Raw genomic sequence first — 13288 nt, 5'->3', positions numbered from 1 at the left:
TAAGAGGGAGGGGGAGCGCTCCTGTTGGGGAGGCTTCCTACGACGTGCGACAAATTATTCTTAATGATAATTATTGTCAAATGAGAAAAGTAATGTATACGCGGGTATTTTGGTTATAAGCCGCAAAGTGTGATTGGCTTCAAAAACTCCTCGCCCAAGCCCCTGAACGCAAAGCTCTCAGTCGCTAATTATTTGCCCAGGCCATCCGTTCCTCTGTGTACATCCCTGGGCGCTCGGCAAGCGCTTGGTGCTACCGCTGAGCCGGTACGCATCACTACCGAGCCCTGATTTAACGCATAGACTCTGGCAGGAACCTCCCATGACGGACGCCTTCGAACTTCCGGTTACGCTGGTCCAGGCATTGGCACAGCGCGCTGCGCAAACGCCGCAGCGAATCGCCCTGCGCTTTCTTGCCGACGACCCGCAACAGGAGGCCGTGCTGGATTATCGGGAGCTGGACTTGCGTGCCCGAACCATCGCCGCAGCACTGCAGGCACGTACCGACTTCGGTGACCGCGCTGTGCTGTTGTTTCCCAGCGGCCCGGATTACGTGGCGGCTTTTTTCGGTTGCCTGTATGCCGGAGTGATCGCGGTGCCGGCTTATCCGCCGGAGTCTTCGCGCCGTCATCACCAGGAGCGCCTGCTGTCGATAATTGCCGATGCACAGCCGCGCCTGCTGCTGACCTCCAGCGCCTTGCATGACAGCCTGCAGGCACTGGAAGTGTTGAGTGAGGCAACAGCACCGCAGTTGCTGGCAACCGATCAGTTGTCGGGAAGCCTCGCCGACGCCTGGCAAGCACCAGCGCTGCAGGCTCACGACATCGCTTTCCTGCAGTACACCTCAGGCTCTACGGCTTTGCCCAAGGGTGTGCAGGTCAGTCATGGCAACCTGGTGGCAAACGAGGTACTGATCCGTCAGGGCTTTGGTATCGATCTCAACCCTGATGATGTCATCGTCAGTTGGTTGCCGCTGTACCACGACATGGGCCTGATCGGTGGCTTGCTGCAGCCCATCTTCAGTGGGGTGCCTTGTGTATTGATGGCGCCAACCTATTTCCTTGCTCGGCCGCAACGCTGGCTGCAGGCGATCAGTGATCATGGCGGCACCATCAGTGGCGGACCCGATTTCGCCTATCGCCTGTGCAGCGAGCGTGTCAGTGATGCAGCCCTGGCCAATCTTGACCTCAGTCGCTGGCGGGTGGCGTACTCCGGGTCCGAACCGATCCGCCAGGACAGCCTGCAGGCGTTTGCCGAAAAATTTGCCAGCTGTGGCTTCAATGCCCAGAGCTTCTTTGCCAGCTATGGCCTGGCTGAGGCGACGCTGTTTGTCAGTGGCAGTACTCGTGGCCAGGGAGTTGGCGCGGTGAGCCTGGATGCCACGGCGCTGGCGCGCAACTGTGCCGAGCCTGGCAACGACATAGTGCAGATGAGCTGTGGGCGCAGCCAGCCGGAGCATGATGTGCAGATCGTCGATCCACACCAGCTCACGGTGCTGGACGACAACCGCGTTGGCGAGATCTGGGCCCGTGGCCCGAGCATTGCCACCGGCTACTGGCGCAACCCACAAGCGACGGCGCGTACCTTTGTCGAGCAAGGTGGGCATACCTGGTTGCGTACCGGCGACCTGGGTTTTCTGCGTGAGGGCGAGCTGTTCGTAACCGGCCGCCTCAAGGACCTGTTGATTGTGCGAGGGCACAACCTCTACCCGCAGGATCTGGAAAAAACGCTGGAGCGGGAAGTGCAGGTATTGCGCAAGGGGCGAGTGGCCGTGTTTGCCGTCGACAACCTGGGTGAGGAAGGTATCGGTGTTGCAGTCGAAGTCAGTCGCAATGTGCAAAAGACCATCTCGGCGCAGCGCTTGATCAAGGCCCTGCGCCAAGTGATCGCCGACGCCTGTCAGCAAGCCCCGGCAGTGGTCTTGCTGCTCAATCCTGGCGCGTTGCCCAAGACTTCCAGCGGGAAGCTGCAGCGCTCGGCTTGTCGCGTGCGAATGGACGACGGCAGTCTGGATTGTTATGCGCGCTTCCCTGAAGCGCAGCATGCGCCGGCGCTTGACCAAAGCATGCATGGGACCAGGCTGCACGGCCTGATCGCACGGGCATGGTGCGAACAGCTGGGCATTGAACAGGTGGCGCAGGATGATCACTTCTTTCTGCTCGGCGGCAACTCGATTTCCGCCACTCAGCTGACTGCGCGCCTGGCGGATGAACTGGGTTTGCAACTGAGCGTGCGGTTGCTGTTCGAGTGCCCGCAGCTGGATACCTTCAGCAGCGCTGTGGCGGCACTGCAACAGCAGGGGGGCGCGGCGCATGACGCCATCGAGCGTCTCGACCGGCACCAGGCGTGGCCGCAGTCTCTGGCGCAACATCGTATGTGGCTGCTCTGGCAACTGGATAAGCACAGCGCCGCCTATAACATACCCGGAACCCTGCGACTGCGCGGTGAACTTGATCATGCCGCTGTGCAGTCGAGCTTCCAGTCGCTGGTCGAGCGGCACGAGTCGCTGCGCACCGTATTCAGCGAGGTCGATGGGCAGGCGCTGCAGCAGGTGTTGCCGATGCTTACACTCGAGGTGCAGCATCTGGACCTGAGCGAGCTTGAGCTCGACCCTGTCATGACTCGGCGCGAAGCCGAAGCGCAGCAGCCGTTCGATCTGCAAGCCGGTCCGTTGCTGCGAGTGACCCTGGTGCGTCTGGCAGATGAGGAACATCAACTGTGGGTCACCCTGCACCATATAGTTGCCGATGGCTGGTCGATGAACATTCTCATCGACGAGTTTTCGCGACTGTATGCCGCTCACAGCCAGGGGCAGCAAGCTGAGCTGCCTGCGCTGGCCCTGGATTATCTCGACTATGGCAATTGGCAACGACAGTGGCTGGTCGAGGGCGAGGCGGCGCGGCAATTGAACTATTGGACAGCTCAGTTAGGTGGTGAGCCGCCTGTGCTCGATCTGCCCATCGATCATCCCCGCTCCAACCAACAGCGCAAGTTGGCCGCGCGCCTGAGCCTGCGCGTGCCAGCGACGTTAAGTGAGGCACTGCGCACTACCGCCCGCCAGCATGACAGCACGCTGTTCATGATCTTGCTGGCCGGTTTCCAGAGCCTGCTGCATCGCTACAGCGGACAGTGCGATATTCGCGTCGGGGTGCCCAACGCCAACCGGGCGCGGCTGGAAACCCAGTGCCTGGTGGGCTTTTTCATCAATACCCAGGTACTGCGGGCCGAGCTGAATTCGTGCATGCCTTTTGCCGAACTGCTGGCCCAGGTGCGTGAGGCCACCGTGCAGGCTCAGGCCCATCAGGACCTGCCGTTCGAGCAACTGCTCGCAGCCTTTCCCGAGGCGCGCGAGCAGGGTTTGTTCCAAGTCATGTTCAACCATCAGCAACGTGACCTCGGCGCGTTGCGACGCCTGCCGGGCCTGCTCGCCGAAGAGTTGCCATGGCACAGCCGCGAGGCCAAGTTCGACCTGCAGTTGCACAGCGAGGAAGATCACCAGGGGCGCCTGTCGCTGTCCTTCGACTATGCCAGTGAGTTGTTCGATGCTGACAGCGTGCAGCGTCTGGCAGCGCACCTGATCAGCTTGCTGGAACAAGTGTGCGCAGCGCCGAGGCTGAGCATTGGTGACGTGCAGTTGCTCGATGTCCAAGGTCGCGAGCAGCTTCTGCAGTGGGGGCAGGCTCCGGCTCCGGCGGCACAACAGTGGGTGGTGGAACAGCTCAACGAGCAAGCCCGCACGACACCGCAGCGCGTTGCCCTGGTGTGGGACGGCGGCAGTCTCGACTACGCCAGCCTGCATCAGCAGGCCAACAGGCTGGCGCATTATCTGCGCGACAAGGGGGTCGGTCCGGATGTGTGTGTGGCGATTGCGGCTGAGCGTTCGCCGCAATTGCTCATTGGTATCCTGGCCATTATCAAGGCGGGCGGTGCCTACGTGCCGCTGGATGTCGACTACCCACCGGAGCGTCTGGCCTACATGCTGGCCGACTGCGGCGCCGGATTGTTGCTCAGTCATAGCGATATGCTGGAACGCTTGCCGCACGTAGCAGGCGTCAGCACCCTCGCCATGGATCAGCTCAAGCTCGACAGCTGGCCGAGCCAGCCCCCGGGCCTGCACCTGCATGCCGAGAACCTCGCCTATGTGATTTATACCTCAGGCTCCACCGGGCAGCCCAAGGGCGTGGGCAACACCCATGCAGCATTGGCTGAACGCCTGCAATGGATGCAGCAACGCTATGGGTTGGATGAAACCGATGTGCTGATGCAGAAAGCCCCCATCAGTTTTGATGTGTCGGTGTGGGAATGTTTCTGGCCACTGATCAATGGCTGCCGGCTAGTGCTGGCAGGTCCCGGCGAACACCGTGACCCGCAGCGGATCGCTGCCTTGGTGCGTGAGCATGGCGTGACGACTTTGCACTTCGTTCCCGCTTTGCTGCAGGTGTTCATTCAAGAACCGCTGGCGGCCGCCTGCACTAGCCTGCGTCGATTATTCTCCGGTGGTGAGGCGCTGTCTGGCGCCCTGCGTGACCGCGTGCTGCAGGTGTTGCCAGAGGTGGCGCTGGATAACCGCTATGGCCCGACCGAAACGGCGATCAACGTTACTCATTGGCGCTGCAATCAAGCCGATGGTGCGCGCTCACCGATCGGGCGGCCGCTGGCCAACGTCGTGTGCCGGGTGCTGGATGAACAACTGCAACTTAGCGCCGTCGGTGTGCCAGGCGAGTTGTACCTGGGCGGGGCGGGGCTGGCGCGAGGTTATCTTGCAAGGCCTGGGCTCACCGCCGAGCGTTTCGTGCCGCAACCAGATGGCGATGGTCAGCGCCTCTACCGCAGCGGCGACCGGGCACGTTGGGTGGGGTCACTGGGCGCCCTGGAGTACCTGGGTCGGCTGGATCAGCAAGTGAAACTGCGCGGCTTTCGCGTAGAGCCTGAAGAAGTCGAGGCCTGTCTGTTGAACCAGTCGGGAGTGGACCAGGCCGTGGTTGTGATTCGCCAGACCACGGCTGGCGCGCAATTGGTGGGCTACTACAATGGCAGTGAAAACAACGCCGGGCTGATGACTGCATTGATCCAACAACTGCCGTCCTACATGGTTCCTGCGTTGCTGATGCACATCCCCCAGATGCCCCTTGGCCCGAGTGGCAAGGTCGAGCGCAAGGCGCTGCCGGAGCCGGTCTGGACCACCGGCGAGCACATCGAACCGAGTACTGCACTGGAACAACAGATAGCCGCGATCTGGCGTGAAGTATTGGGGTTGCAGCAGATCGGTCTGCAGGACGACTTCTTTGCCCTGGGTGGGCACTCGTTGCTGGCTACCCAGATCGTTTCCCGCACGCGTCAGGCCTGCAACGTCGAGGTACCGTTGCGGGTGCTGTTCGAGGCCAGTCAACTGCGCGCATTCGTGCGCGAAGTCGAGGCCATCCAATGCAGCGGCTCACACAACCTGCAAGGCGCAATTGCTCGCGTCGATCGTCACCAGGCGGTACCACTGTCGTACTCCCAGCAGCGCATGTGGTTCCTCTGGCAGATGGAGCCAGACAGCCCAGCCTACAACGTTGGCGGCATGGCACGGTTGCGTGGTGTGCTGGATGTCAGCCGCTTCGAGCAGGCGCTGCAGTCCTTGATCGTACGCCATGAGACCCTGCGCACCACCTTTCCGAGCATCGACGGGGTGCCGTACCAGTGTGTGCACCGCGACAGTCAACTGCACATGGACTGGCAGGATTTCTCGGCCCACAACCCGGCACAGCGTGAATCGCTTCTACAGGTATTCGCCGACCAGCAGGCGCACCAGCCGTTCGATCTGGAGCGCGGCCCGCTGCTGCGAGCGTGCCTGGCCAAGACCGGTGAGCAAGAGCACTACTTTGTGTTGACCCTGCATCACATCGTGACCGAAGGCTGGGCCATGGACATCTTTGCCCGCGAACTGGGTGAGCTGTATGAGGCGTATGTCGATGAGCGCGAGTCGCCGTTGCAGGCTTTGCCGGTGCAATATCTGGACTACAGCGTCTGGCAGCGCCAATGGCTGGAAGGTGGGGAGGGGCAACGTCAGCTTGATTACTGGAAGGCCAAGCTGGGTGCAGAGCATCCGGTGTTGGAACTCCCCAGCGACCGCCCTCGGCCTGCGGTGCAGAGCCACCGTGGTGAGCTGTATCGCTTTGACTTGAGTCCGCAACTGGCCGCGCAGGTACGTCAGTTCAATGCTGAGCGCGGCTTGACGCTGTTCATGACCATGACTGCGACCTTGGCGGTGCTGCTCTATCGCTACAGTGCCCAGCATGACCTGCGTATCGGTGCGCCGGTGGCCAACCGTATTCGCCCGGAAAGCGAAGGGCTGATCGGCGCCTTCCTTAATACCCAGGTATTGCGTTGCCAGCTCGATGGGCACATGCGCGTCAGCGAGCTGATCGACCAGGTGCGCCAGACGGTGATCGAAGGTCAGTCACATCAGGACTTGCCCTTCGATCAACTGGTCGAAGCACTACAGCCTGCACGCAGTACTGCTTATAACCCATTGTTCCAGGTGATGTGCAACGTTCAGCGCTGGGAGTTTCAACAGCACCGGCAATTGTCGGGCATGCAGGTGGATTACCTGGTCAACGATGCCCGGGCGACCAAGTTCGATCTCAACCTCGAAGTCACCGACCTGGACCGACGTCTGGGCTGCTGCCTGACCTACAGCTGCGACCTGTTTGACGAGCCACGGATCGCCATGATGGCTGAGCATTGGCAGAACCTGCTGGCGGCAATGCTTGATAACCCAGAGCAATATCTGTGCGAATTGCCGATGCTGGCCAGCGGCGAGCAACGCGCCTTGCGAGCAAGCCTTGAAGGGGACCTTGAGGCAGACCTCGGCCAGACCATCGAAGGCTTGTTCAGCGCCCAGGCGTTGCGGGAACCGCAAGCGATTGCCCTGACTTTTGCCGGCGAGCATTTGAGTTACGCTGAGCTGGACGCCCGATCCAATCAGTTGGCCCGTGTACTGCGCGAGCGTGGTGTCGGCGCGCAGGTGCGAGTCGGCCTGGCACTGGAGCGCTCACTGGAGATGGTGGTGGGCCTCCTGGCGATTCTCAAGGCCGGTGGGGCCTATGTGCCGCTGGACCCGGAGTACCCGCGGGAACGTTTGCTCTACATGATCGAAGACAGCGGCATCAGCATATTGCTGGGCCAGCGCAGTCTTTTCGAGGCATTGGGCGAACTGTCCGCTGATCTTGTCTGCTGGTGCCTGGAAGATGACGTGGCAAGCCTGGCAGAGGTCAGCCGCGAGCCGCTGCGCGCTACCAGCCTGCCGGGGCATCAGGCTTACCTGATATACACCTCAGGTTCCACCGGCAAGCCCAAGGGGGTGGTCGTCAGCCGGGGTGAAATCGCCATGCATTGCCAAGCGGTGATCAACGACTTCGGGATGCGCAGCGATGACTGCGAACTGCACTTCTATTCAATCAACTTCGACGCTGCCACGGAGCGCCTGCTGGTGCCATTGTTGTGCGGTGCGCGGGTGGTATTGCGGGCGCAGGGGCAGTGGGACGCGCAAGAGATCTGCACGTTGATTCGTGAGCAACAGGTATCGATTCTTGGTCTTACCCCAAGCTACGGCAGTCAACTGGCGCAGTGGCTGGCCAGTCGCAACGAAACCTTGCCGGTGCGCATGTGCATCACCGGTGGCGAAGCGCTGACCGGCGAGCACCTGCAGCGGATTCGCCAGGCGTTTGCGCCACAGCAGTTCTTCAACGCCTACGGGCCAACCGAAACCGTAGTCATGCCCCTGGCATGCCTGGCACCTGATCAGTTGCAAGCCGGCCTCGCTAGTGTGCCGATTGGTCGCGTGGTCGGTGCCCGGGTGGCGTACATTCTCGATGCCGATCTGGCCTTGCTGCCCCAGGGCGGCATTGGTGAGCTGTATGTCGGTGGCGCCGGCCTGGCCCAGGGGTACCACGAGCGCCCGGGGCTGAGCGCAGAACGCTTTGTCGCCAACCCCTTCGCCGCTGACGGTGGGCGTCTGTACCGTACTGGCGATCTGGTTCGCCAACGTCCCGATGGACTGGTCGAGTACATGGGTCGTATCGACCATCAGGTGAAAATTCGCGGTTTCCGCATCGAACTGGGCGAAATCGAAACGCGACTGCTGGAGTACCCGGCAATCCGCGAGGCAGTGGTGCTGGCGCTGGACACGGCCGCAGGCAAGCAACTGGCTGCTTATCTGGTCTGTGATCAGGCGCTCGCCGATACCGCCACTCAGGTTGCACTGCGTGATGCACTCAAGGCACATCTACGTTCGCACCTGCCGGACTATATGGTGCCAACCCACCTGATGTTGCTTGAGCAAATGCCCTTGATGGGCAATGGCAAACTCGACCGAGGCGCACTGCCGCCAGCGCATCTGGAACACGCTCATGAACATTACCAGGCACCGCGCAGCGCGCTGGAGCAGCAATTGGCCAATCTCTGGCAGGATGTCCTGAATGTGCAGCGCGTTGGCCTGCAGGACAATTTCTTCGAGCTAGGTGGTGATTCTATCCTGTCGATCCAGGTGGTTAGTCGCGCTCGCCAGTTGGGGCTGCAATTCACCCCGCGTGACCTGTTCCAGCACCAGACGGTCCAGACCTTGGCCTCCGTGGTTCGGTGCAGTGACGACAGTCAGGTTGATCAAGGCCCGTTGAGCGGCCGTGCTGCGTTGACACCCATTCAACACTGGTTCTTCGACAGCGATGTAGTGCAACCACAGCACTGGAATCAGGCTGTACTGCTGGCTCCGACCGAGCGCTTAGTAGCCAGGGTGTTGGAGCAGGCCTTGCAGCGACTGGTCGAGCATCACGACGCATTGCGCCTGCGCTTTACTGTGCAGGATGGCCAGTGGCAGGGCGAATATGTGCTGGGCGGCAGTCGCGAATTGCTCTGGCAGGTGTCGGTGAGCAGTTTTACCGAGTGCCAGGCGTTGTACAGTGATGTGCAGCGCAGTCTCGACCTGGGCAACGGGCCGCTGCTGAGGGCCTTGCTGGTTGAAGACAGCAGCGGCGAACAGCGTTTGTTGCTGGCAATACATCACCTGGTGGTCGACGGTGTGTCGTGGCGGGTGCTGCTGGAAGATTTGCAAGCGCTGTACCGCGCACAGACGTTGGCGGCCAAGACTCGCGCCATGAGCGATTGGGCCGCGCGTCTGCAGGCGTACGCCAGCAGTGACTCGCTGCGTGACGAACAACGCTGGTGGCAAAGCCAACTGGGCGCGGCTCACCAGGAGCTACCATGCGATCATCCGCAAGGAGCGAACCTGCACAAGCAGGCGCGTAACCTCAATGTGCGCCTGGATTCGAACCAGACCCGACAACTGCTCAAGGACGCACCGGCGGCCTACCATACCCAGGTCAATGACCTGCTGCTGACGGCACTGGCACAGGTATTGTGCCGTTGGAGCGGTCAGCCGTCGGTGCTGGTGCAGCTTGAAGGCCATGGCCGCGAACACCTGTTCGACGACATGGATCTGACCCGCAGTGTAGGTTGGTTCACCAGCGCTTATCCCTTGAGCCTGAGCCCTTCGACGGCTGAAGGAGAAGCTGGGCAGGGGGCCTCGATCAAGGCCATCAAGGAGCAATTGCGCCAGGTGCCACACAAGGGCCTGGGCTATGGCGTGCTGCGCTACCTGGGCGATCCGTCGGTACGCGAAAGCATGGCCGCTTTGCCACAGGCGCGGATCACCTTCAATTACCTCGGCCAGTTCGACCAGCAGTTCCAGGGTGATGCCCTGTTCCTGCCAGTGGATGAATCGGTCGGCGAGGCCCATGACCTGGACGCGCCACTGCCTAACTGGATGAGTGTCGATGGTCAGGTGTACGGGGGTGAGCTACAACTGCGCTGGACCTTCAGTGGCGAGCGCTACGACGAGCACACCATCGAACATCTCGCCCAGGCTTACAAAGTGCAACTGCTTGCTCTGATTGAACATTGCCTGGACGATAACAACGGAAGCTTCACGCCTTCGGACTTCCCGCTTGCGCAACTGTCCCAAGAGCAGATCGACAACCTGCCCGTGCCGGCGGCACACATCGAAGATGTGTACCCACTGACGCCGATGCAGGAGGGTTTGCTGCTGCACACCCTGCTTGAACCCGGTACTGGCATTTACTACATGCAGGACCGCTACCGGATCAACAGTGCCCTGGATCCGCAGCGCTTTGCCCAGGCCTGGCGGGCCGTGGTCGGGCGTCATGAAGCGCTACGTGCGTCGTTCAGTTGGAATGCTGGCGAAGCCATGTTGCAGATCATTCATAAACCAGGCACTACAGCGCTCGATTATCAAGACTGGGCCGACCTTGGCGATGACGAACAGGAAGCGCGCTTGCAGGCTTTGCATAAGCAGGAGCGCGAAGCAGGTTTCGATCTGCTGCAGCAGGCACCGTTCCACTTGCGTCTGATCCGCGTGGGTGCAGACCGGTACTGGTTCATGATGAGCAACCACCACATTCTCATCGATGCCTGGTGCCGCTCGCTGTTAATGAATGATTTCTTCGAGCTGTATATGGCCCTGGGCGAGGGCCGCGAAGCTCAACTGGCAGTACCGCCGCGTTACCGCGACTACATCGGCTGGCTGCAGCATCAGAATCTGGATGAAGCGCGCCAGTGGTGGCGGGAAAACCTCCAGGGCTTCGAACGCAGCACGGCGGTGCCGAGTGATCGTCCCCTGCTTCGGGATCACGGTGTCGAAAATGCCGGGATGATCGTCGGCGATTGTTACACCCGCCTGGATGCAGCCGACGGCGCGCGCCTGCGGGAGCTGGCCCAGGCCCATCAACTGACCATTAATACGTTCGCCCAGGCGGCCTGGGCGCTGGTATTGAGCCGCTACAGTGGCGAGCGTGATGTACTGTTCGGGGTCACCGTGGCCGGTCGTCCGGTCAGCATGCCGCAGATGCAGCGCACGGTAGGGTTGTTTATCAACAGCATCGCCTTGCGCGTGAAGTTGCCAGCGGCGGGTGAGCGTTGCAGCGTGCTGCATTGGCTCAAGGGCTTGCTCGAACACAACATGCAATTGCGCGAGTATGAATACCTGCCATTGGTGAGCATTCAAGAGTGCAGCGAGCTACCGAAAGGACAGCCGTTGTTCGATAGCCTTTTTGTGTTCGAGAACGCGCCCGTAGAAGTCTCGGTGCTGGATCGGGCGCAAAGCCTGAATGCCAGTTCCGACTCGGGCCGTACTCACACCAACTTCCCACTGACTGCGGTTTGTTACCCGGGTGATGACCTGGGCCTGCACCTGTCGTTCGATCAGCGCTATTTCGATACCGCGACGGTCGAACGCATGCTGGCCGAGTTCAAGCGTCTGCTGCTGGCCCTGGCCGACGGTTTGTTCGCCGACATCAGCGAGCTGCCATTGCTCGGTGAGCACGAACGGCGCTTTTTGCTCGATGAGTGCAACCGCAGCGAACAGGCCTACCCCCTGGAGCAGAGTTATGTGGCGTTGTTCGAAGCCAGGGTTGCGGCCCATCCGCAGCGTACGGCGGCCCGCTGTCTCGAGGCGACGCTCAGCTATGCTCAACTCAATCAGCAAGCCAATCGTCTCGGGCATGCGTTGGTTGCAGCTGGGGTGACGCTGGACCAACCGGTGGCGCTGTTGGCAGAACGTGATTTGTCATTGCTGGGCATGATCATCGGGAGCTTCAAGGCCGGTGCCGGTTACTTGCCTCTGGACCCCGGCCTGCCGACGGCACGCCTGCAACGCATCGTCGAACTCAGTCACACGCCGGTGCTGGTGTGTACCCAGGCCTGTGCCGAGCAAGGGCGAGCGCTACTGGATGAACTGGGGTGTGCGGGGCGTCCGAAATTGTTGATCTGGGAGCATGTGCAGAGCACGCAAGGGAGGGATTTCGATCCGGGTATCTATAGTGCTCCGGACAACCTTGCATATGTGATCTACACCTCCGGTTCTACCGGCTTGCCCAAGGGTGTGATGGTCGAGCAGCGCGGCATGCTCAACAACCAACTGAGCAAGGTGCCGTACCTGCAATTGGACCAGCAGGATGTGATTGCCCAGACCGCCTCGCAGAGTTTCGATATCTCGGTCTGGCAGTTCCTTGCCGCACCGCTGTTCGGCGCGCAGGTGGCGATTGTGCCCAACGCCATTGCCCACGATCCACAAGGCCTGCTTGAGCATGTCCAGGCCAGCGGCATTACGGTGCTGGAAAGCGTACCGTCGCTGATTCAGGGCATGCTCGCCAACGAACATCGGCAACTGGACAGCCTGCGCTGGATGCTGCCGACTGGAGAAGCGATGCCGCCGGAGCTGGCCTGGCAATGGCTGCAGCGTTACCCGCAGGTTGCGCTGGTCAACGCCTATGGCCCGGCGGAGTGCTCGGATGATGTCGCCTTTTTCCGCGTCGATGCTGATTCGACCCGTGGCAGCTACTTGCCTATTGGTACACCGACCGACAATAACCGTTTGTACCTGTTGGATGACGATCAGGCTCTGGTGCCTATGGGGGCGGTAGGTGAGTTGTGCGTGGCAGGTACCGGCGTCGGTCGAGGCTATGTCAGTGATCCGCTGCGCACGGCCCAGGCGTTTATTCCACACCCCTTCGGCGCGCCTGGGGAGCGTTTGTACCGCACTGGCGACCTGGCGCGTCGACGCGTGGATGGCGTGCTCGAGTATGTGGGGCGTATCGACCACCAGGTGAAGATTCGCGGCTATCGCATTGAGCTGGGTGAAATCGAGGCGCGTCTGCATGAGCAGGCCGAGATTCGCGACGCCGCCGTGGGTGTGCAGGAGGGCGTCAACGGCAAGCACCTGGTGGGTTATCTGGTGGCCAGCGATGCAGGCGCCTACCTTGCGGCAGTGCTGGAACGGATCAAGCAACGTCTGCGCGCCGAGCTGCCTGAGTACATGGTTCCATTGCACTGGGCCTGGCTCAAACAGCTACCGCTCAATGCCAACGGCAAGCTCGATCGCAAGGCACTGCCGAGTATCGATTTTGCAACTCAGCAGCGTCAGGACTACCTGGCGCCGCGCAGCGAGCTGGAACAAACCCTGGCGCTGATCTGGGCCGACATACTCAAGGTTGAAAGGGTGGGTGTGCGCGACAACTTCTTCGAGTTGGGCGGCCATTCCCTGCTGGCGACTCAGATCGCCTCACGGGTGCAGAAGACATTGCAGCTAAATGTGCCATTGCGGGCGATGTTCGAGTGCAGCTCGGTCGAGGAGTTGGCCATCTATGTCGACGGTCTCAAGGGCAGTGAGCTGAGCGATGACAAGGTCGACCGTTTGAGTGATCTGATGGCGGCGCTGGAATCGTTGTAAGGGCTG

1 protein-coding gene is annotated in these 13288 nt (G+C 61.1%); it reads left to right on the top strand.

All coding sequences use genetic code 11. The features are described 5' to 3' along the window. Nucleotides 1–319: 319 nt before the first annotated feature. A complete protein-coding gene (locus D3Z90_RS18645) occupies nucleotides 320–13282 on the top strand; it encodes a non-ribosomal peptide synthetase (protein ID WP_136477412.1) in 12963 nt (4320 codons plus the stop codon). Nucleotides 13283–13288: the final 6 nt, after the last annotated feature.

It is taken from the genome of Pseudomonas sp. DG56-2 (assembly GCF_004803755.1).
Classification (GTDB): Bacteria; Pseudomonadota; Gammaproteobacteria; order Pseudomonadales; family Pseudomonadaceae; genus Aquipseudomonas; species Aquipseudomonas auratipiscis.
Note: the sequence above shows the minus strand (reverse complement) of the source record. Positions and strands in the feature narration are given on the sequence as shown.